16 protein-coding genes and 1 pseudogene are annotated in these 21,634 nt (G+C 66.1%); 5 read left to right on the forward strand and 12 right to left on the reverse strand.

The annotated features are described in order from the left end of the window. Positions 1 to 142: 142 nt before the first annotated feature. Positions 143 to 1,570 carry a mechanosensitive ion channel family protein gene (locus IAE37_RS02485; protein WP_201168655.1) on the forward strand — a complete coding sequence of 476 codons (1,428 nt, stop codon included), beginning with the start codon at positions 143 to 145 and terminating at the stop codon, positions 1,568 to 1,570. Positions 1,571 to 1,645: 75 nt separating this feature from the next. Here IAE37_RS02485 and amaA read toward each other — a convergent pair whose 3' ends face one another. Next, the gene (amaA, locus tag IAE37_RS02490; RefSeq protein ID WP_201168658.1) at positions 1,646 to 2,932 is read right to left on the reverse strand and encodes an L-pipecolate oxidase; all 1,287 of its coding nucleotides are present in this window, start codon (positions 2,930 to 2,932) and stop codon (positions 1,646 to 1,648) included. 181 nt (positions 2,933 to 3,113) lie between these two features. Beyond that, positions 3,114 to 4,604, reverse strand: coding sequence for an L-piperidine-6-carboxylate dehydrogenase (gene amaB, locus IAE37_RS02495; protein ID WP_201168661.1), 1,491 nt, complete (start codon positions 4,602 to 4,604; stop codon positions 3,114 to 3,116). A gap of 136 nt (positions 4,605 to 4,740) precedes the next feature. Between amaB and IAE37_RS02500 the strand changes: the two genes are divergently transcribed. Together IAE37_RS02500 and hglS are read left to right on the forward strand one after the other, a co-directional pair. Further along, entirely contained in the window at positions 4,741 to 5,664 is a 924-nt protein-coding gene (locus IAE37_RS02500) for a LysR family transcriptional regulator (protein WP_201168664.1), read from the forward strand. A 166-nt stretch (positions 5,665 to 5,830) separates the two neighbouring features. After that, a complete protein-coding gene (gene hglS, locus IAE37_RS02505; RefSeq protein ID WP_201168670.1) occupies positions 5,831 to 7,225 on the forward strand; it encodes a 2-oxoadipate dioxygenase/decarboxylase HglS in 1,395 nt (464 codons plus the stop codon). Positions 7,226 to 7,266: 41 nt separating this feature from the next. Here the strand turns inward: hglS and IAE37_RS29125 are convergent, their stop codons facing one another. The 9 genes and pseudogenes from IAE37_RS29125 to IAE37_RS02545 all read right to left on the reverse strand — a co-directional run bounded on the left by IAE37_RS29125 (position 7,267) and on the right by IAE37_RS02545 (position 15,999). Continuing rightward, the gene (locus IAE37_RS29125; protein WP_442967761.1) at positions 7,267 to 8,127 is read right to left on the reverse strand and encodes a methyl-accepting chemotaxis protein; all 861 of its coding nucleotides are present in this window, start codon (positions 8,125 to 8,127) and stop codon (positions 7,267 to 7,269) included. Next, a pseudogene (locus IAE37_RS29130) lies at positions 8,125 to 9,165 on the reverse strand (Cache 3/Cache 2 fusion domain-containing protein); the annotation flags it as partial. The pseudogene IAE37_RS29130 and the gene IAE37_RS29125, both read right to left, overlap by 3 nt. A 156-nt stretch (positions 9,166 to 9,321) precedes the next feature. Further along, a complete protein-coding gene (locus IAE37_RS02515) occupies positions 9,322 to 10,257 on the reverse strand; it encodes an amidohydrolase family protein (protein ID WP_201168676.1) in 936 nt (311 codons plus the stop codon). A 22-nt stretch (positions 10,258 to 10,279) separates the two neighbouring features. Beyond that, positions 10,280 to 10,999 carry a TerC family protein gene (locus tag IAE37_RS02520; protein WP_201168679.1) on the reverse strand — a complete coding sequence of 240 codons (720 nt, stop codon included), beginning with the start codon at positions 10,997 to 10,999 and terminating at the stop codon, positions 10,280 to 10,282. A 3-nt stretch (positions 11,000 to 11,002) separates the two neighbouring features. After that, on the reverse strand, positions 11,003 to 12,295 hold the full coding sequence (locus IAE37_RS02525) for a CitMHS family transporter (RefSeq protein ID WP_201168682.1): 1,293 nt from the start codon (positions 12,293 to 12,295) through the stop codon (positions 11,003 to 11,005). Between the two features lie 70 nt (positions 12,296 to 12,365). After that, entirely contained in the window at positions 12,366 to 13,073 is a 708-nt protein-coding gene (locus tag IAE37_RS02530; RefSeq protein ID WP_201168685.1) for an RraA family protein, read from the reverse strand. 15 nt (positions 13,074 to 13,088) lie between these two features. Beyond that, entirely contained in the window at positions 13,089 to 14,060 is a 972-nt protein-coding gene (locus IAE37_RS02535; protein ID WP_201168688.1) for a hydroxyacid dehydrogenase, read from the reverse strand. A gap of 109 nt (positions 14,061 to 14,169) precedes the next feature. Continuing rightward, on the reverse strand, positions 14,170 to 15,051 hold the full coding sequence (locus IAE37_RS02540) for a LysR family transcriptional regulator (RefSeq protein WP_201168691.1): 882 nt from the start codon (positions 15,049 to 15,051) through the stop codon (positions 14,170 to 14,172). A gap of 21 nt (positions 15,052 to 15,072) precedes the next feature. After that, entirely contained in the window at positions 15,073 to 15,999 is a 927-nt protein-coding gene (locus IAE37_RS02545) for a LysR substrate-binding domain-containing protein (RefSeq protein WP_201168694.1), read from the reverse strand. A 167-nt stretch (positions 16,000 to 16,166) separates the two neighbouring features. On the opposite strand from IAE37_RS02545, the gene IAE37_RS02550 reads away from it, so the two are divergent. Then, positions 16,167 to 17,549, forward strand: coding sequence for a NorM family multidrug efflux MATE transporter (locus IAE37_RS02550; RefSeq protein WP_201168697.1), 1,383 nt, complete (start codon positions 16,167 to 16,169; stop codon positions 17,547 to 17,549). Positions 17,550 to 17,648: 99 nt separating this feature from the next. On the opposite strand, the gene IAE37_RS02555 is transcribed toward IAE37_RS02550, so the two are convergent. After that, entirely contained in the window at positions 17,649 to 19,316 is a 1,668-nt protein-coding gene (locus IAE37_RS02555; RefSeq protein WP_201168700.1) for a putative bifunctional diguanylate cyclase/phosphodiesterase, read from the reverse strand. 254 nt (positions 19,317 to 19,570) lie between these two features. Here IAE37_RS02555 and rep point away from each other — a divergent pair, with 254 nt between their 5' ends. Then, entirely contained in the window at positions 19,571 to 21,580 is a 2,010-nt protein-coding gene (rep, locus tag IAE37_RS02560) for a DNA helicase Rep (protein ID WP_201168703.1), read from the forward strand. Positions 21,581 to 21,634: the final 54 nt, after the last annotated feature.

Below are 21,634 nucleotides of genomic sequence, written 5' to 3' on the forward strand. Positions count from 1 at the left end.
GGATGATATATAAAGCACCAGGGCTATCGCAGCGGCGGGGGGAGTGGTCAATGAGTCGGTAAAATAACTACCCCTCCCCGTTGCCTGCCACCTGATCCTCCTCTATTACTACCCACAGCCCTCCTCCAGCCCCGAGACCATCATGCTGGCGTTCATCCAGTCGTCCCCGTTGTCGCTCGGCACCACCCTGATCCTGCTCGACCTCGTCCTCTGGCAGCTCATCCCCCTCCAGCACCGCGCCTGGCGCATCGGCGCACGCCTGGCGATCTTCCTGCTGTTCAGCGCGGTGCTGCTGACGGCCGGCATGAGCCCATTGCAGCCCCCGCCATGGCCAGACGACATGGCGCGCAACCTGATGGCCACGGTGCTGAGCATCGGCTGGTGGCTGTTCGGCGCACGCACGGTGACGGTGGTCTTCGGCTTGTTGCTGGGCGCCCGTGGCAGCCACGGTGGGCGGTTGCTGCAGGATGTGCTGGGAGCGTTGATCTTCCTGGCGGCCGTGGTGGCCGCCGCCGGCTATGTGATGCAACTGCCGGTCAAGGGCCTGCTGGCGACGTCCGGGGTGATGGCCATCGTCATCGGCCTGGCGTTGCAGAGCACCTTGGCCGACGTGTTCAGCGGCATCGTGCTGAACACCACGCGGCCCTATCAGATTGGCGACTCGATCTCCATCGACGGTACCGAAGGCAAGGTGCTGGACATCGACTGGCGGGCCACCCGCCTGCTTACCGGTACTGGCAGCCTGGCGGTGATTCCCAACTCGGTGGCGGCCAAGGCCAAGCTGCTCAACCACAGTCGCCCGGCCGATCGGCATGGGGTATCGATCAGCGTGGTGGTGCCGGCAAAGGTGCGACCGAGGAAAGTTTTCGACGCATTGGAGAAAGCCCTGCAGGGCACCCGCGCCTTGCTCGACTCACCCGCGCCGAAAGTCTCGGTGAAAGCCTCGACACTGGAATCGGTCGAGTACGAGGCCAGCGGCTTCATCGCCGACGTGGCGAGCAAGACCGAGGTGCGCAACCAACTGTTCGACCTGGCACACCGCCACCTGGAGGCCAGCGGGGTGATGTGGAACGTCGACCTGGCGCTGCCGCCGCGCACCCGTCAGCGCGAAGTACTGGACGAAGTCCGGGTGTTCCGCTCCCTGAGCCTCGAGGAGCGCGATGCGTTGAGCCAGCGCATGACCACTATGGAGTACCTGGCCGACCAGGTGATCCTTGGTGTCGGCGAGCATTCCGACCACTTGCTGGTGATCGGCAGTGGCGTGGTGTCGGCCTCGGTACGCGATGGCGACAAGCTGCTGGAAGCCGGGCGCATGGGGCCGGGCGAAGTGCTGGGGATCGACGGCATCGTCGACGAGGACGACTCGTTCGCCGAATTCCGCGCCCTGACCAGTTGCGTGCTGTATCGCATCGACAAGGAGCAGGTGAGGAGCTGCCTGATACAGCGCGGCGAGGTGCAGACGGCGTTGACCAAGTTGCAGCGGGTACGGCGCCAAAGCCGGGAGTCGCTGCTGTTGCAAAAGCCGGTGGCGATCAAGAAGGGTGGATTTCTGAGCTGGTTGCACAGGTGAACCTGTGCCGGCCTCTTCGCGGGGCAAGCCCGCTCCCACAGGGGGTGGCGGTTTTACCCGCGAACAGGCCGGAACTTACAACACAACCCTCAGGCACTGCCCCGCGTGGTACAGCGAGAAGCCAGATTCATAGAACGCCGTGCGCAACGACGGCGCACTCACCCCTTTCATCGCCGAGAACGGAATCGGCAGGCTGTCCGCCTCCCCCTTCAACAGAAATTCGGCAAACGCGCGCCCGATCACCGTCCCCGTGGTGTTCCCACGCCCGTTGTATCCCGTCACCGCCACCAGCCCCGGTGCCGGCTCGAACAGCCGCATCAGATGGTCCGGAGTGAAGTCGATGCAGCCGGTCCAGTGCATCTCCCACTCGACCTTGCCCAGCTCCGGGTAGTAGTGGCTCTGGATACGATCAGCCCAACGGCGCACGAACCACGCCGGCTTGTTGTCGACCCGGCCAAGGCTGCCGAGCAGCAGGCGGCCCTGGTCGTCGCGACGGATGCTGCTGAGCACGGTGCGCGTGTCCCACGAGCCCTGGCCATGGGGCAGGACCTTGTCGGCGGCGGCGCCGTGCAGCGGCTTGGAGGCCACCTGGTAGTAGTAGCCGCGGAAGAACTGCTTCTGCAGGTTGCTCCAGTCGCCTTCGGTGTAGGCGCCAGTGGAGATCACCACCTTGTCGGCACGCACCGAACCACGGGCGGTCTTCACCCGCCAGGCATCGCCATCGCGTTCCAGGCCCTCGACCGAGGACTGCTGGAACAGCTTGCCACCCAGCCGCGTCACCGCAGCGGCGAGGCCCTGGGTGTAGCCCATGGGGTTGATGGTGCCGGCACGTCGGTCGAGCAGCGCGGCGGAGATCTTGTCGGTACCGCAGTATTCCTGGCACTGGGCACCGGTCAGCAGTTCGACGTCTGCCCCACGGCGGCGCCATTGCTCGTGGCGGGCCTCGAGGTCGGCGATGCCGCTGCCGTTGTGCGCCATGTGCAGCGTGCCTTTGTGCTGCGCCTGGCAGTCGATACCGAAGCGCTCGATCATGGCGAACACCTCGCCAGGCGCGTCGCCGAGTACTTTGTTCAGGCGGCTGCCCTGCTGCTGGCCGAGGGTCGCCTCGACATCGTCGGGGCGGATCCAGGTGCCAGCGTTGACCAGGCCGACGTTACGTCCGGAGCCACCGTGGCCGATCTTCCAGGCTTCGAGCAGGATCACCGACTTACCCTGTTCGAGCAGGTGGATGGCCGCCGACAGGCCGGTGATGCCGCCACCGATGACGCACACGTCGGCCTTGTGTTCACCGGCCAGGGCCTGGGCGGCCACGCTCGGTTTGCTGACGAATTCCCACAAGCATTGTTGACGCAGTTCGGACATGGCCCGGCTCCAGCGATATTGTTCTTGTTGCGGTTGGGGCGGCTTTGCCGCCCATTCGCGGGGCAAGTCGGACCGCCGCACCGCCGCTCCTACAGGGATCGCGCCGGCGATGGAGATCCCTGTAGGAGCGGGTTTACCCGCGAACCGGGGGCAATGCCCCCGGCCATGCAGCATCAATCCATCAATCGAACACGATCCCCTGCGCCAGCGGCAGCTCGCGCGAGTAGTTCACAGTGTTGGTCTGACGCCGCATGTAGCCTTTCCAGGCATCGGAACCCGATTCACGCCCACCGCCGGTTTCCTTCTCGCCACCGAACGCCCCGCCGATCTCCGCACCACTCGTGCCGATGTTGACGTTGGCGATGCCGCAATCACTGCCCGAAGCGCTCTGGAAGCGCTCGGCTTCACGGATGTCGGTGGTGAAGATGCACGACGACAGGCCTTGCGGTACTTCGTTGTTCAGGCGCAGGGCCTCTTCGAAGTCGTCGTAGGCCAGCACGTAGAGGATCGGCGCGAAGGTTTCGTGGCGCACCACATCGCTCTGTGCTGGCATCTCGGCAATGGCCGGCGACACGTAGTAGGCGTTCGGGTACTGCTCGGCCAACTGACGCTCGCCACCGAATACCGCGCCGCCTTCGTCGCGGGCCTTGGCCAACGCGCCCTGCATGGCGTCGAACGACTGCTTGTCGATCAGCGGGCCGACCAGGTTGTCCTTGCGTGGGTCGCCGATACGCACCTTGGCGTAGGCGGCCTTGACCCGAGCCACCACTTCGTCCTTGATCGAGCGGTGCACGATCAGGCGGCGCAGGGTGGTACAGCGCTGGCCAGCGGTACCGACGGCGGAGAACAGGATGCCGCGCACGGCCAGGTCCAGGTCGGCGCTCGGCGCCAGGATCATGGCGTTGTTGCCACCCAGTTCGAGGATGCTGCGGCCGAAGCGTGCGGCCACGCGCGGGCCTACTTCACGGCCCATGCGGGTGCTGCCGGTAGCGCTGACCAGCGGCACGCGCGGGTCGTCGACCAGGGCTTCGCCGGCTTCGCGGCCGCCGATCACCAGCTGTGCCAGGCCCACCGGAGCATCGCCGAAGGCCTTCAGGGCTTTGTCGAACAGGGCCTGGCAGGCCAGCGCGGTCAATGGGGTCTTTTCAGACGGCTTCCACACCACCGCGTTGCCGGCCACCAGCGCCAGGGCGGTGTTCCACGCCCACACAGCGACCGGGAAGTTGAAGGCGCTGATCACGCCGACCACGCCCAGCGGATGCCAGGTCTCACGCATGTGGTGGCCTGGGCGCTCGGAGGCGATGGTCAGGCCGTACAGTTGCCGCGACAGGCCGACGGCGAAGTCGCAGATGTCGATCATTTCCTGGACTTCGCCCAGGCCTTCCTGGGTGATCTTGCCGGCTTCGATGGAAACCAGCTCGCCGAGGTCGGCCTTGTGCGCACGCAGCACTTCCCCGAACAGCCGCACCAGCTCGCCACGGCGCGGGGCCGGCACGCTGCGCCAGGCTTCGAAGGCGCCGTGGGCCTGGTCGATGCGGGCGGTGGTCTCGGCCTTGCCAAGCAGTTTCACCGAGGCGATCTGGCTGCCGTCGATCGGCGTGTGAACAGGGTAGTCGCCCTGGGTGTAAGCCTCGGCGGCAACGCCAAGGCGCTCGAGCAATCCAGCAACCATTTGTGCATCTCCTACATCGGGTGATGGGGTGGAAAAATGATGGGGATCAGTATTAATCCGATCACACCGGTGCAACAAACGACCTTTATTCCGCATATCATTCCGTCAGGTAATGATTAGAGCCACAGAGACCGCTATGTCCAAACGCTTGGTGCCCTCCATGACCGCCCTGCAGTGCTTCGAAGCCGCAGCCCGTCACCTGAGCTTTACCCGTGCCGCCGAAGAGCTGCACCTGACCCAGAGCGCGGTCAGCAAGCAAGTGGCGCAGCTCGAAGAGATGCTCCACCACCACCTGTTCCTGCGAATCCGTCGGCGCCTGCAACTGACCCCCGCCGGCAGCCTGTACTTGGCCGAGGTCAACAAGATCCTCACCCAGGTCGACATGTCCAGCCGCTACGTCCTGACCTACGGCGAGCAGACCGAGATATTGAAGGTAGCCACTCAACCGAGTTTTGGCGTGCGCTGGTTGATCCCGCATCTCAAGGGCTTCGGCAAGCGCCATCCGAACATCCACCTGGACATCCGCAACGAGATGGAGCCGTTCGCCTTGCTGCAGGGTTCGGCGGACGTGGTGTTCTTCTATGGCCAGGGCACCTGGCCGGGCGCTACCTGCCTACAGCTGTTCGGCGAAGAAGTGGTGCCGGTGTGCGCGCCGGAGCTGCTGGCCGGGCGCGCGCTCGGCGATGCGGCGGACCTGGCAGCGTTGGTGCTGCTGCAGAGCACTTCACGTCCGGAGGCCTGGCACGAGTGGTTCCTGGAGTTGGGGCTGCACAGCGTCAGCGCCTACCACGGGCCGCGCTTCGATACGTTCTATATGGCGTTGAGCGCGGCGCAGGCCGGGTGTGGCGTGGCGCTGGTGCCGCGGTATCTGGCGGCAAAGGAGTTGGCCGAGGGCAGCCTGGTGGTTGCCTGGGATCATGTGATGCCGAGTGCCGGGAAGCATTATCTGGCGTATGCCGAGCATGCGGCCGAGGTGCCGAAGGTGCGGGCGTTGGTTGAGTGGATTGGCGAGCAGTTGCAGGCCCGAGGGCCCTTTCGCGGCGGTTCGGCGCCCCGATAAACCCGCTCCTACAGGCCTGCGCGATACTGTGTAGGAGCGGGTTTACCCGCGAAAGGGCCCCTAAGGTCGATCAAAAATGGAATGACACACGCACTTTTTTTCGCTTGTGGCTCAGGTGCATTCCCAGCTTTCATGTAACGGTCCGAACCCAACCAGGAAGCTTGCGATGCCCGTCCACGATTTCGTCAGCCCCGACAGCATCCGCGCGCAGTTCTCTGCCGCCATGTCGCTCATGTACAAACAGGAAGTGCCCTTGTACGGCACGCTGCTGGAGCTGGTGAGCGAGATCAACCAGCAGGTCATGGTCGAGCAGCCGCAGGTGGCCCAGGCCCTGCGCTGGACCGGCGAAATCGAGCGTCTGGACCAGGAGCGCCACGGCGCCATCCGCGTCGGCACAGCCGAAGAGCTGGCCACCATCGCCCGCCTGTTCGCGGTCATGGGCATGCACCCGGTCGGCTACTACGACCTGAGCTGCGCCGGTGTGCCGGTGCACTCCACGGCCTTCCGCGCCGTGCACGAGCAGGCATTGCACATCAGCCCGTTCCGCGTGTTCACCTCGTTGCTGCGCCTGGAGCTGATCGACAACCCGCAGTTGCGGGCACTGGCCGAGGGCATCCTGGCCAAGCGCAAGATCTTCACCCCACGCGCGCTCGAACTGATCACCCAGTGCGAACGCGACGGCGGCCTGAACGCCGCGGACGCAAAAGCATTCGTACAGGAGGCCCTGCACACCTTCCGCTGGCACCAGGACGCCACGGTCAGCGCCGAGCAGTACCAGCAACTGCACGACCAGCACCGCCTGATCGCCGACGTGGTGGCCTTCAAGGGCCCGCACATCAACCACCTGACCCCACGCACTCTGGACATCGACGCCATCCAGCGCGGCATGCCGGCCAAGGGCATCCCGCCCAAGGCTGTGGTCGAAGGCCCGCCCACCCGCCGTCACCCGATCCTGCTGCGCCAGACCAGCTTCAAGGCCCTGCAGGAAAAGGTCGCCTTCAGCGGCCAGCACGGTAGCGAAGGCAGCCACACCGCGCGCTTCGGCGAGATCGAGCAACGCGGCGCGGCCCTGACGCCCAAGGGCCGCGAGCTGTACGACAGACTGCTCGATGCCACCCGCAACGCCCTCGGCGGCGCGCCGGCCGAGGCCAATGCCGAACGCTACATGGCGCTGCTGCAGGACAGCTTTGCCGCCTTCCCCGACGACCTGGCGCAGATGCGTGAACAGGGCCTGGCGTACTTCCGTTACTTCGCCACCGACAAGGGCCTGGCCGCCCGTGGCCAGCACGATCGGCCGACGACCCTGGATGGCTTGATCGAGGCCGGGCACGTGCACTTCGAGGCGCTGGTGTACGAGGACTTCCTGCCCGTGAGCGCAGCGGGAATCTTCCAGTCCAACCTGGGTGACGACGCCCAGGCCGAATACGGCAGCAATGCCAACCGCGAAGCCTTCGAGGCGGCGCTGGGGCTGCGGGTGCAGGATGAGCTGACGCTGTATGCGCAGAGCGAGCAGCGGTCGTTGCAAGCGTGTGCGCAGACGTTGGGGCTGGATTCGTTGTAGGGGCCAGGATTGCCGGGGGCGCTTTGCGCCCCCTGGCGGTCTCAGCGGAAGCGGTCGACTTCCTGGCGCAACTGCGCCGCCAGCCCTTCCAGCTCACGCGCGGTAAAGGCCAGCTCATTGGCCACGTCACGCTGCTCGCTGTTGGCCTGGGCAATGCTCTGCAGATTACGGCTGAGCACCGTCGCAGTGCTGCTCTGCTCCTGAGTCGCCGTGCTGATCACGGCAAACTGCTCGCCCGCCGCACGGCTCTGTTCATCGATGCGCGCCAGCGCTTCGGCCACCTTGTCGTTGCGCTCCAACCCTTCGCGCATCAGCTGGTTGCCTTGCTCCAGGGTGGTGATCGCATGCCCGGTCTGCTGCTGGATGCTGCCGATCATCCCGGAAATCTCATCGGTGGCCTGGCGGGTACGCGCTGCCAGCCCACGCACCTCGTCGGCGACCACGGCGAAGCCACGGCCCTGCTCACCCGCCCGTGCCGCCTCGATGGCTGCGTTGAGCGCCAGCAGGTTGGTCTGCTCGGCTATCGCAGTGATCACGCTGATGATCCCGCCGATTTCCTCGGAGCGCGCCCCCAGGCTGTCCATCACCGTCGCCGTGCCACCCAGCGCCTCGGCGATCTGGTGCAGCGAACGCGATGCTTCGTCCATCGCGCTGCGGCCGATGCGGGTCTGCTGGGCGTTGTCGCGGGCCATGCGCTCGGTGCCGGCCATGTTGTCGGCAATGTTCATCGAGGTGGCACTGAACTCCTCCACCGCGCCGGCCATGCTGGTGATTTCGCCGGACTGCTGGTCCATGCCTTCACAGGCCCCGGCCGACAGGCCCGACAGCGAGCGGGCGCGGCCACTGACCTGTTCGGACGCACCACGGATGTGATCGACCATGGTCGCCAAGGCTTCGCCCATCTTGTTGAAGCTGCGCGCCAGCTGGCCGATCTCGTCATGGCTGGTCACCGCCAGGCGCGCGCTCAGGTCGCCGGCGCCCAGCGCCTCGGCCTGGCGCACCAGGTCGCCCAGCGGGCGCAGCTTGCGCCGCAGCAGCCACAATGTGGCGGCCACCGCCAGGAACATCGCCAGCAGGCTGCCGATGGCCAGGCGCAGTCCGACGCTCCAGGTGACCTCGCGGATCTCCGCCTTGGGCATGCTCGCGACCACGGTCCAAGGGCCTTCGGCGAACGGCGCGGAAACGCTGAACAAGTCCTGATCGGCATTGGCCGGCGGCACCAGCCACTGCCCCTGCTCGTCACGCAGGGCCAGCGAGCCGGTCTGGCCGATGCGGAAGCGCTTGAGGTTGGCGAACTGGGTGTTCTGCGCATCGGTGTAGTCGAAGCCGACGAACAGCACGGCGATCACCCGCCCTGCCGTGTCGCTGACCGGTACATAGCGGGTCATGTAGTTGCGTTCGAACAGCACCGCGCGGCCCACGTACAGCTGCCCGGCCATGAGCCTGGCGTAGGCCGGGTGCTGGCGGTCGAGCAGGGTGCCGATGGCGCGGCTGCCGTCCTGCTTCTTCAGGTTGGTGCTAACGCGCACGAAGTCGTCGCCACTGCGCACGAACAGGGTCGCGATGCCGGCCGTCATCTGCTGGAATTCATCGACCTGGTGGAAGTCGTTGTTGAGCAGGTGGTCGCCCAGGTACAGGGCCGGCGTCGCAACGCCGGCGACATCGACGCGTTCGTCGGCATGCACTGCCAGGCCCGAGGCGAAACGACGCTCGAACAACCCGCTCAGGCGCTGGGTGTTGTCCTTGAGCGAGCTGTGGAAGGTCGTCAGCTGATCGGCCAGCAGCCGCGCCTCGCTGCCCAGGTGCTGCTGGCGGGTCGCGAGGTTGGCGTCGTCCAGCGCACGCAGGGCGAACAGGGTACTGCCGGTGATCACCAGTGCCAGCACGATGGCGAGGGCGACACCGAGTTGGGAGGCGATGCGGGCACGCGGTCGAGACATATGGAAGCTCCAGGCAAGGGGCCGGGATCGTCCTGATCACGCTGACCGCCCGCTTGTTATGACGGGAATCGCGTCCTCTTTCCGGGACGCTAGTGCCAATGGATCGGCGCCGCCCGGCAATACTTGAGTACTAGGCCTGGATATTGGTGATTCGTTTCAGGCAGGGGCAAAGCCGAACAATTGCTGGGGGTTGTCCACCAGTATCCGCCGACGCAGGGCAGCGTCCGGGGCCCAATGGGCCAGCAGGTCGAACAGCTGCATGTCGTCCGGCACCGGCGTTTCCCCGGCCTGGGCCGCCGGATGCGGCCAGTTCGAACCCCACAGTACCCGTTGCGGCGCCGCGGCGATGTAGCTGCGGGCGATGGCGGAGGTGTCGGCGAAATCCGGGGCCCCGCTGCGCGTGTCCATGTACGCGCCTGACAGCTTCACCCAGCCGCGCCCGCTGTCGAGTAGCCGCCGCACCGTGTGGTAGACCGGCGCGGCCTGGCCCTCTGGCTGCGGCACATGACCCATGTGGTCGAGCACCACATCCACGGGCAGTTTCGCCAGCACCGGCTCCAGTTCCACCAACTGGCTTGCCGGCATGAAGAACTGCATGTGCCAGCCCAGTGGGCGAATGCGCTCGGCCAGGGGCTGGATGTCTTCCACTCGCACGGGGTTGGTGCGCCCGAACAACACGCGGATGCCGCGCACGCCATGCGCGTGCAGGGCTTGCAGCTCGACCTCGGTCACTTGCAGGTCGACCACCGCGATGCCCCGGGCACTGCCGCCGAACTGTTCGAGGGCGTCGATCAGGCAGCGGTTGTCGGTGCCATACGCCGAGGGCGTGACCACCACGTTGCGGGTGGTGCCCAGGCGTTGCTGCAGGCGCCGGTAGTCGGCGACCGTGGCCGGTGGCGGGGTCAGCTTGGCACCGGGCACGGTGGGAAAGCGTGGGTCATAGATGTGATGGTGGCAGTCGCAGGCGCCGACGGGCACTTCGAAGGCCGGGCGCGGACCGGTGCTTCCCGGCAAGGCCAGGACACGGCTGGCGGCCAGTGCGGCGAAGGCGCCGAGTACCGTGCGGCGCCGCCAGGCAGTTGGATTGGACATGGTTCATGGCTCCTTGATCTTGTTATTGGCATTCGCCATCCACACTGGGACGCAGCGCCCGTTGCCGCAGCAACGTACCGATACCCAGCACCAGCACCGCACACGTGGCGCAGGCCAGGTAATGCGCTGGGGCCTGGCCGAGCTGTGGCCACGACGCCAGCAGTGGGTCACCCAGGGCAAGCCCCCCGGCAACCCAGCCCAGCAACGCCGCCCCGGCGGCCACCAGCCAGCGGAAGCGGGCGATGGCGGCGAGGATCAACTGGCTGCCGCAGACGATCACCGGAATGCTCAGCAACACCCCCACGGCCGCTAGGGCAGCACTGCCATCCGCCGCGCCGGCCACGGCTACGACGTTGTCCAGCGACATCACCACATCGGCCACCACGATGGTGCGCACGGCGCTGAAGAAGCGCGCCGCGCTGCCGACCTCGGCCTCTTCATCACCGGCCAGCAGCAGCTTGCTGCCGATCCACAGCAGCAAGGCCGCACCCACCAGTTTCAGCCCCGGCAGGTCGAGCAGCTTCACCGCCAGCAGCAGCATCGCCACCCGCGCCACGATGGCACCGGCCACCCCCAGGAGCACCGCACGCCGGCGCAGCGCCTTGGGCAGATTGCGCGTGGCCAGGGCGATCACCACCGCGTTGTCGCCACCGAGCAGCAGGTCGAGCACCACCACCTGCGCCAGGGCCATCCAGGAGAACCCGGCGAACAGCCCCTGCAGGTCCAGGTTCGCAAACGTCATCGACTACCCCCGTCCAACCCAGGGAACGACCCCGGTCAGCAAGGCGATCAGCAACAACACCAGGCTGCTGATCACCGACCATTTCAAGGTGAAGCGCTGGTTCTCGGCGTAGTCGAGGTTGAGCATGCTCACCACCAGGTAGGTAGACGCCACCAGCGGGCTGAGGATGTGCACCGGCTGCCCGACCAGCGAGGCTCGGGCCATCTCGATGGCGCTGATGCCGTGGTGCTGGGCGGTCTGTGCAAGGATCGGCAGGATGCCGAAATAGAACACGTCGTTGGACACCAGCCAGGTCACCGGGATGCTGATCAGCGCCGTGAGCACTGCCATGTAGGGCCCCAACGCTGGCGGAATCACCTTGACCAGGCCATCGGCCACGGCGTTGGCCATGCCGGTGCCGCCGAGAATGCCGGTGAACACCCCGGCGGCGAAGATCAGCCCGGCCACCGCCAGGATCGGCGGCGCATGCAGTGCCAGTTGCTCCTGCTGCTCCTTGAGGCTGGGGAAGTTCACCACCAGCGCCAGGCATGCGGCGATCATGAACAGGTAGGCCAGCGGCAGCGCCTCCAGGCACAGGGCCAGCAGCAGCGCGGCGGTCAGGCCCCAGTTGAACAGGAAGCGCCAGCCACCCTGGCCACGCGCATCGGCGTGGTCGGCGAAGTGCCCGTTGAGGTCGATGCTGCCGCCCAGGCGTGCCCGCTCGCGACGGCCGAACCACCAGGCCAGGCCGAAGGTGTACAGGGCACAGGCCAGCAAGGCCGGCAGCAGCGGCACGAACATCTCGGCCATGTCCACGTGCATGGCGGTGGCCGCCCTTGCGGTGGGGCCGCCCCACGGCACCATGTTGCCCAGCCCGGCCACCTGCAGCAGCAGGCAGCACACCATCGGTCGCGACAGGCCCAGGCGCTGGTAGATCGGCAGGAAGGCCGACAGCACGATCATGTAGATGGTCGCGCCGTCCCCGTCCAGGGCGACGATGAAGGCCAGGGCCACGGTACCGATGAAGATCCGCACCGGGTCGCCACGCACCGCGCCGACGATGCGCGCCACCAGCGGGTCGAACATGCCGGCTTCGGTCATGGTCAGGAAGTACAGCATGGCGAAGATCATCAGCACGCCGTTGGGCGCGACCATCTTCAGGCCATCGAGCACGAATTTGCCCATCTGGGCATCGAAGCCGCCGATCAGGGCGAACGCGCTGGGAATCAGGATCAGGGCAGTGAGTGCCGACAGCCGCTTGCTCATCAGCACGTAGATAAAGCTCGCCAGCATGGCGCAGCTGAGCATGATCAACATGGATCGGACCTTCTTTTTATAGTTGTCAGGCGTGCAGCGCCAGCCACTGGCCGGCGCGCTCAAGGGCGGGTTACACCGGCAACCCCTTGCTCCGCAGCAGTGCGTCGAAGCGCTCCGGGTCGGCGGTGCCTTCCTGGTTGGTCTTGCGGATGCCCGCTTCACGCTCCAGGTGCGCGTGAGTGCGTGGTAGCAACGCAGCGGCATCTTCGGCGCGGATCGCGATCACCCCGTCGGCGTCGCCCAGTACCAGGTCTCCCGGCAACACCGCAAGGCCCGCGCAGGCCACCGGCACGTTGATCTCGCCTGGGCCGTCCTTGCTCGGGCCGCGGTGGGTATGGCCCGCCGCGAACACTGGGACGATGCCTTCGGCCAGCTCCTCGAGGTCACGCACCGCACCATCGATGACGATGCCACCGAGCTTGACCCGCAACGCGGTGGTGCGCACCAGGCCGCCGATCACCGCCTGGCTGGTATCGCCACCGCCGTCGATCACCAGCACGTCACCCGGCTGCACCATCATCAGCGCCTTGTGCACCATCAGGTTGTCACCGGGGCGCACACGTACGGTAAAGGCCGGGCCGCACAGTTTGAGCGCTGGGTCACCATGGTAGGCACGCAGGCCACGGGCGCCGATACAGCGGCCCATGCAGTCGCCGGCGACGGCCACCGGAATTTCCCGGAAGGCCTCGACCAGGGTCGGGTCCAGCAGGTTGACGCGTGGGTTGATGCGGTAGCCAGCGGGCCATTCGCTGGACGATGAAGAGTAAGAAGCAGACATCGGGCACCTCGGCAATCAGGAAAGAACGGTAGGGTTCACACAGGCACTGGGCGCAGGCGGGTTGCCGTCGAGGAAACCAAGCACGTTGCGCACCGCGCCCACGGCCATGCCGGCCAGGGCCGCCGGGGTCGAGCCACCGACGTGCGGGGTCAGCACCAGGTTGTCCAGTTCAAGCAAGGGGTTGCCCGGCGCCAGCGGCTCCTCGGCCATGGTGTCGAGCCCCGCGGCATGCAGCTGGCCGCTGCGTAGCGCCGCGATCAGCGCCGGCTCGTCGATCACCTCGCCACGGGCAGTGTTGACCAGCACCGCGCCCTTGGGCAGCGCGGCCAATTCAGCGGCGCCAATCAGGTTGCGGGTCTGCCTGGTCAGGGGGATGTGCAGCGACAACACCTGGCTGCGCGGCAGCAGGTCGTGCAGGCTGGACATTCGCTCGGCACCCAGCAGGTCAGCATCGGCCGGCAGGAACGGGTCGTACACCACCGCACTCATGCCCAGCGCCTGGCAAGCCAGCCACAGCTTGCGGGCGACCTGGCCGAAGCCGACCAAGCCCAAGGTGCGACCGCTCAATTCCAGGCCGTCCTGGGCCCGCGACCAACGCCCCTGGCGCAGCTCGCGGTCCATCCAGCCGATACGCCGGGAAGCTGCCAGCAACAGGCCAAGGGTCATTTCCGCTACCGATTTCGCGTTGGCGCCAGGGGTCACGTATACCGGAATGCCACGGGCGGTGGCTGCTTCCACGGCGATGTTGCTGACGCCGACGCCGTGCTTGCTGATGACCTTGAGCTGCCTCGCTGCGGCGATGGCGGTCGGGGTGAGATCCAGGGTGCGCGAGATGATCGCGTCCACCGGCTCCTCGCTCAGCAGTCGTTCGATATCGGCAGGGCCTTGGCCCTGGGGGACGTACAGCACGCGGTGGCCGCCTGCTTCGAGCAGGTCGCGCCCGGCAGGGGCCAGGGTGGGGGCCGTGACGAGGACGGTGTAGGGCATGGGGATAACTCCGGCCGTTGTTCTTGTGTTCGTTGGCCCGAAGTATCTCGGCAATAACCGTTCGATTCTATTACCGTTTTTTCACTTAACCTTTCCTGCAAGGAAAGATTCACCCCGCTTCGGCCAGCAACGTCATGAACCGCGTCGTGGCGGGCGACAGGTAGCTGCCTGCCCGGTGCAGGATGCCAAAGCGCCGATGCAAGGTCAGCGCCTGGTCCTCGACAGGGATCTCCACCAGGTCATAGGCACGGCCAAAAGTCCCGAGGTTGCGCCGCGAGACAAAGCTCAGCAGGCCGGTTTCGGCGATCAGCTGCGGCGCGGCGGCGATCGCGTTGGTGACGATGGCCACTGCGGGCGCCGGCTGGCCGTGCCCGAGGAAGGCGGCGTCCAACCATTGCCGGGTGGCCACCGTGGGGGGCGACAATAGCCAGCGGTACTCGGCAAAGCATCCAAGGGTGGCTACCCGGCCGGCCAGGGGGTGGCTGCGATGGGCGACCACCACCACTTCATCGGAACTGATCTGTTGCTCCTGGAGTTCGTCGTCGCCCTGCCCCAGCGGCCCGACCACGATATCGAGCTGGTCCTTGCGCAGTTGCTCTCGCAACACATCGTTCATGCCGATCTGCAGCTCGACCACCACCGCCGGTGCCTCCTTCTGCAAGGCACTGCAGGCGGCGGGCAGCAGGTAATCGGCGCTGGTGGCTGCGGCCCCGACCCGCACGCTGCCGCTCAGGCCCTGGCCGAGCGAAGCGGTTTGCCGTTGGGTCTGGTCCAGCAGCCGTTCGACCGCGACGGCATTGTCCAGCAGCAAGCGCCCCGCTTCGGTCAGGCGGATACTGCGCCCCACCCGCTGGAACAGTTCAGCGGCGTATTGGGTTTCCAGGCGATCGATGCATTTGGAAAGCGCCGACGGCGAGATGTGCAGCGCTTCGGCGGCGCGGCTGAGGTGGCCGAGCTGGGCCACTTTTATGAAGTAGGACAAATCACGCATGTCGCGCCTCGATTCAGGTAATCAAACAGCAGGCAGGATGCTCACATCCGGCAGCGCCACCGCAGCCGCCTCCTCTTGCAGAAACACACTCAAACGCCGCAACCGCTCGCCCCCCGGCCGGGTCCGAGGCCACACCATGTAGTAGTCCATGCCGCTGGGCACCGCCGTCGGCCACGGCAGGCTCAGGCGCCCCTGGGCCACGTCCTCGGCCACCATCAGCAGGTCGCCCATGGAGATCCCATACCCGCGCGCGGCCGCGATCATGCCCAGCTCCAGGGTGTCGAACACCTGCCCGCCCTTGAGCGAGACCTTGTCGCCGAGCCCCATGCGCTCGAGCCATTCGCGCCAGTCGCGTTTGTCCGGGGTCGGGTGCAGCAACTCGATGCCGGCCAGCCGGCGTTCGTCCCAGGGGCCGTCGTCGAGCAGGTCGGGCGCGCCCACCGGGATCAACAGCTCGGCGAACAGCCGGCGCACTTCCCAGTCCGGCGGAAACACTCCGTCGCTGAGCAATACCGCGCAGTCGAACGGTTCCTGGTTGAAGTCGACATGGTCGACGTCCATCCAGGCGCTGGTCAACTGCACCTCGTTGCCCGGCTGCAGGTGGCGAAAGCGGCTCAGGCGCGCCAGCAACCAGCGCATGGTCAGGGTCGAGGGGGCTTTCATGCGCAGGATGTCATCTTCACCGCGCAAGGTGTCGCAAGCCCGCTCCAACGCCGCGAAGCCTTCACGCACACCGGGCAGCAGCACCCGCGCCGCCTCGGTCAATTGCAGGCTGCGGCCGCTGCGCACGAACAGGCGGCAGGCAAAATGCTCTTCGAGGGTGCGGATGTGCCGGCTGACCGCGCTCTGGGTGATCGACAGTTCTTCCCCGGCGCGGGTGAACGAGCTCAGCCGGGCGGCAGCTTCGAATGCACGTAACGCATACAAAGGGGGCAGCTGTCTGGACATGGGGCACCTGTGAAGCGGGACGCTGATGGACTGCAGAGGATCATATATCCATGAGTTCAACTCATGCCAATCATCGCTTTTATCCTTTTGTGCAAAGCTGACCGAAGCCTCAGAATCGTCGCCTCGCCGCCCTCATGGCGTCATTCCCAGGAACAAGGATCCCTCCCATGCATGTCGCGCCCGCCACAGAACTCAAGGCACTGCTACGCCTGGCTGGGCCGCTGGTAGCCTCGCAGTTGGCGCACATGCTGATGGTGCTGACCGACACCCTGATGATGGCTCGCATCAGCCCGCAGGCGCTGGCCGGTGGCGGCCTGGGCGCAGCCAGCTATTCGTTCGTGTCGATCTTCTGCCTGGGTGTCATCGCCGCGGTCGGTACCCTGGTAGCCATCCGCAAGGGCGCCAACGACATCACCGGAGCCACCCGCCTGGCGCAGAACGGCATCTGGCTGGCCTGGGGCCTGGCGCTGGTGGCAGCCCTGGCCCTGTGGAACCTCAAGCCGGTGCTGTTGTTGTTCGGCCAACAGCCTGACAACGTCGACGCCGCCGCCGAGTTCCTCACCCTGCTGCCACTGGCCCTGCCCAGCTACCTGACGTTCATGGCCCTGCGCGGCTTCACCAGCGCCCTCGGCCACTCGACCCCAGTGATGGTCATCAGCCTGGTCGGCACGGTGCTCAACTACCTGTTCAACCACGCCCTGATCGAAGGCATGTTCGGCCTGCCCAAGCTCGGCCTGATGGGCATCGGCCTGGTCACCGCCGTGGTATCGCTGGGCATGGCCATCGCCCTGGCGCTGTACATCCGCTGGCACCCGATCTACACCGCCTACCCGCTGCGCCAGGGCCTGTGGCGCCCGTCGCTGACGGCGCTGCGCGAGCTGTGGCGGTTGGGTCTGCCTATCGGCGGCACGTACATGGTGGAGGTTGGCCTGTTCGCCTTCGCCGCGCTGTGCATGGGCGTGCTGGGCAGCACCGAGCTGGCGGCGCACCAGATCGCACTGCAGATCGTCTCCACCGCGTTCATGGTGCCGACCGGGCTTTCCTATGCGGTCACCATGCGCGTGGGGCTCTACTACGGCGGCGGCAACCTGCTGGCGGCGCGCAGCGCCGGGCGGGTGGGGATCGGTTTCGGGGCGATGATCATGTTCGGTTTCGCGGCGTTGTTCCTGCTTCTGCCGGACACACTGGTAGGGCTGTTCATCGACCGAAATGACCCAGGCTTTGCAGGCATCTATCAACTGGCCGTGCAACTGGTGATGGTGGCGGCATGGTTCGAGCTGTTCGACGGCATGCAGACCATCGCCATGGGCTCGATCCGGGGGTTGAAGGATGCCAAGACCACCTTCCTCATCGGGTTGTGCTGCTACTGGCTGGTGGGCGCGCCGAGTGCCTGGCTGTTCGCCTTCAACCTTGGCGGTGGCGCGGTGGGGATCTGGTGGGGGTTGGCGTTGGGGCTGGCCTGTGCGGCGGTGGCGTTGACCCTGGGGTTCGAGTGGCGGATGAAGCGGTTGATGGGGAAGGCTGGGCTTGGGGCCGCCGCTTCGGCCTGACATGAGGGCCCTTTCGCGGGTGAACCCGCTCCCACAGGGATCGTGTTATTTCGAAGGCAACATTGTACCTGTGGGAGCGGGTTTACCCGCGAAGAGGCCCTAGAGGGCAGCCACCCGCTGACGCTCCGGCGCCTCACGCAAATACCCCATCAACTCCTGCACCGGCAGCGGCTTGCTCACCAGGAACCCTTGCACCTGGTCACAGCCGAACTCGCGCAGCAAAGCCATCTGCTCCTCGCTCTCGACACCCTCGGCCACCACCTCCAGGTTGAGGTTGTGCGCCAGGTTGATCATGGCGTGGACCAGCTTGCGGTTTTCCTCGCGCATTTCCATCTCGGCGACGAAGCTGCGGTCGACCTTGAGCAAGGCGATCGGCAGGCTGTTCAGGTGCACGAACGACGAGAACCCAGTGCCGAAATCATCCAGCGAAAAGCGCACGCCCAGCCGCCCCAGCGCATCCATGGTCTGGCGCACCAGCTCGTTGCGCCGCATCACTGCGGTTTCGGTCAGCTCGAACTCCAGCCAGCGGGCATCCACGCCGTGCTCGATGATCAACCGGCTCAGGGTCGCCAGCAACTGGCTGTCCTGGAACTGGCGGAAGCTCAGGTTCACCGCCATGTGCAGCGGCGCCAGGCCACTTTCGCGCAGCGCCTGCATGTCGCGCAGGGCCCGGGAGATCACCCAGTAGCCCAGCGGTACGATCAGCCCGCTCTGCTCGGCCAACGGCACGAACTCGCTGGGTGGCAGCAGGCCACGCTCGGCATGGCGCCAGCGCACCAGCGCTTCCAGGCCGACGATGGCGCCATCGGCGAGGTTCAGCCGGGGCTGGTAGTGCAACTCCAGCTCGTCGCGGCGCAACGCCCGGCGCAACTCGCCTTCGAGGTCGGCCAGGCTGCGCGCATTGCGGTTGATGCGTTCGTCGTAGACATGGAAGGTGCAGCCCTGGTTGGCCTTGGCCTGGCGCATGGCGATGTGCGCATGCCACATCAACGGGTCCGGCCCGGACTGGGCGCGGGCATGGGCCAGGCCCAGGCTGCAGCCCAGCAGCAGGCTCTCGCCGTCGATCCAGTAGGGCTCGGTGAGCACCTCGACGATGCGCTCGGCGACCCACTCGGCGCGGCTGGCATCGCGGCGCGTGTCGATCAGCAGGGCGAACTCGTCGCTGCCCAGGCGCGCCAGCTGGTCGCCGGCCTCCAGTTGCTGCTTCAGGCGTGCCACCACCTGCAGGATCAGGCGGTCGCCACCCTGGTGGCCGAGGGCATCGTTGACGTGACGGAAGTTGTCCAGGTCCAGGTGGCCAAGCGCCACGCCACGGCCGTCGTGCTCGGCCAGGCGCGCGCTGAGCAAGGCCTGGAAGCCCTGGCGGTTGGCGATGCCGGTGAGCGGGTCCTGTTCGGCCAGGCGCTGCAAGGTGGCCACCAGCACGCCACGCTCGCGCACATGGCGCAGCGAACGGCGCAGGGCATCGGCCGTGAGCTGTTCGCGCACCAGCCAGTCGCTGACTGCGGTCGGCGGTGTTGGCGGCTCGTGCTCAAGCAGCAGGATGGTCGGCAGCTCGCAGCGCCCGGGCGCAGGCTGCAAGGCGGGGGTGGCGAGGATCACCGCCTGGCGGTCATGGCTGAAGATGCTGTCCACTGCCTCCCAGTTCGGCGCGGTCAACAGCACCGCGCTGCCCTCCAGGGGCAGCAGGCATTGGCGCAATAGGGCGGCCCATTCCGGCTCATCAGCCAACAGCAGCAAACGCACAGGTTCGACAGGCGTGGACAAGCGGGCTCCTTAGGGGCGTAGACGGTAAGCGTTCAAGACGGGACAAGCTGGCGCAACAATGGTTGCCGACGCATTTTGACGTGCATCCTGCGCGAAACGGGGCCAACCGGCAATGCGATTTTGCCAGGGGCGCAATCTGCCGGTAATAGCCCATTGCACGCAAAAGTCTGACTCACGCGTCAGACGGTCGCGCCATAACCGTCCCATGCCTGTTAGAATGCGCGGCTATTTTCTGGCGACCCCCGGTTTCTAGCATGTCCCGACTCAATCCCCGGCAGCAGGAAGCCCGTGACTACGTCGGCGGCCCTCTTTTGGTGCTCGCCGGTGCTGGCTCGGGCAAGACCAGCGTGATCACGCGCAAGATTGCCCACCTCATCCAGAACTGCGGCATCCGTGCCCAGTACATCGTCGCGATGACCTTCACCAACAAGGCCGCGCGCGAAATGAAAGAGCGGGTCGCCACCCTGCTGCGTCCGGGGGAAGGCCGTGGCCTGACGGTGTGCACCTTCCACAACCTGGGCCTGAACATCATCCGCAAGGAGCACGAGCGCCTGGGCTACAAGCCGGGCTTCTCGATCTTCGACGAATCCGACATCAAGGCGTTGCTGTCGGACATCATGCAGAAGGAATATTCCGGCGACGACGGCATCGACGAGATCAAGAACATGATCGGTGCCTGGAAGAACGACCTGATCCTGCCCGCCGAAGCCCTGGAAGCTGCGCGCAACCCGCGCGAGCAGACCGCCGCCATCGTCTATACCCACTACCAGCGCACGCTCAAGGCGTTCAACGCGGTGGACTTCGACGACCTGATCCTGCTGCCGGTCAAGCTGTTCCAGGAGCACACCGACGTGCTCGAACGCTGGCAGAACCGCGTGCGCTACCTGCTGGTGGACGAATACCAGGACACCAACGCCAGCCAGTACCTGCTGGTGAAGATGCTGATCGGCATGCGCAACCAGTTCACCGTGGTCGGCGACGACGACCAGTCGATCTACGCCTGGCGTGGCGCGCGCCCAGAGAACCTGATGCTGCTCAAGGAGGACTACCCCTCCCTGAAGATCGTCATGCTCGAACAGAACTATCGATCCACCAGCCGCATCCTGCGCTGCGCCAACGTGCTGATCGCCAACAACCCGCACGCCTTCGAGAAGGAACTGTGGAGCGAGATGGGCGTTGGCGACGAGATCCGCGTGATCCGTTGCAAGAACGAGGAAGCCGAGGCCGAACGCGTGGCCATGGAAATCCTCACCTTGCACCTGCGCACCAATCGCCCGTACAGCGACTTCGCCATCCTCTACCGCGGCAACTACCAGGCCAAGCTGATCGAACTGAAGCTGCAGCACCACCAAGTGCCTTATCGCCTGTCGGGCGGCAACAGCTTCTTCGGCCGCCAGGAGGTCAAGGACCTGATGGCCTACCTGCGCCTGCTGGTGAACCCGGACGACGACAACGCCTACCTGCGGGTGATCAACGTGCCGCGCCGGGAAATCGGCTCGACCACCCTGGAAAAGCTCGGCAACTATGCCACCGAGCGCAAGGTCTCGATGTACGCCGCCAGCGAGGAGCTGGGCCTTGGCGAGCATCTGGACGCGCGCTACACCGAGCGTCTGCAGCGCTTCAAGCACTGGCTGGACGGGGTACGCCACAAGGTCGCCCTGGAAGACCCGATCGCCGCGCTGCACGAGATGATTCGCGACATCGACTACGAGAACTGGATCCGCCAGCAGACCGCCAGCGACAAGGCGGCGGAGTTCCGCATCAGCAACGTCTGGTTCCTGGTCGAAGCGCTGAAGAACACCCTCGAGAAGGACGAAGAGGGTGACATGACCATCGAGGACGCCATCGGCAAGCTGGTGCTGCGCGACATGCTCGAGCGCCAGCAGGAAGAGGAAGAGAACGCCGAGGGTGTGCAGATGATGACCCTGCACGCCTCCAAGGGCCTGGAATTCCCTTACGTGTTCATCATGGGCATGGAGGAGGAAATCCTCCCCCACCGCTCCAGCATCGAGGCCGACACCATCGAGGAGGAGCGCCGCCTGGCCTACGTGGGCATCACCCGCGCACGCCAGACCCTGGCCTTCACCTACGCCGCCAAGCGCAAGCAGTACGGCGAGATCATCGATTGCACGCCCAGCCGGTTCCTCGACGAACTGCCGCCGGACGACCTGGCCTGGGAAGGCCTGGACGATGCACCGGTGGAGGTAAAAGCCGCGCGCGGCAACAACGCGCTGGCCGATATCCGGGCAATGCTCAAACGCTGATCAAATATTACTCTTTAACTTTGCCGCTATTTGCGGCCACCTTTGCTACATCGA

Source organism: Pseudomonas sp. S31, from assembly GCF_016648105.1.
Taxonomy (GTDB): domain Bacteria; phylum Pseudomonadota; class Gammaproteobacteria; order Pseudomonadales; family Pseudomonadaceae; genus Aquipseudomonas.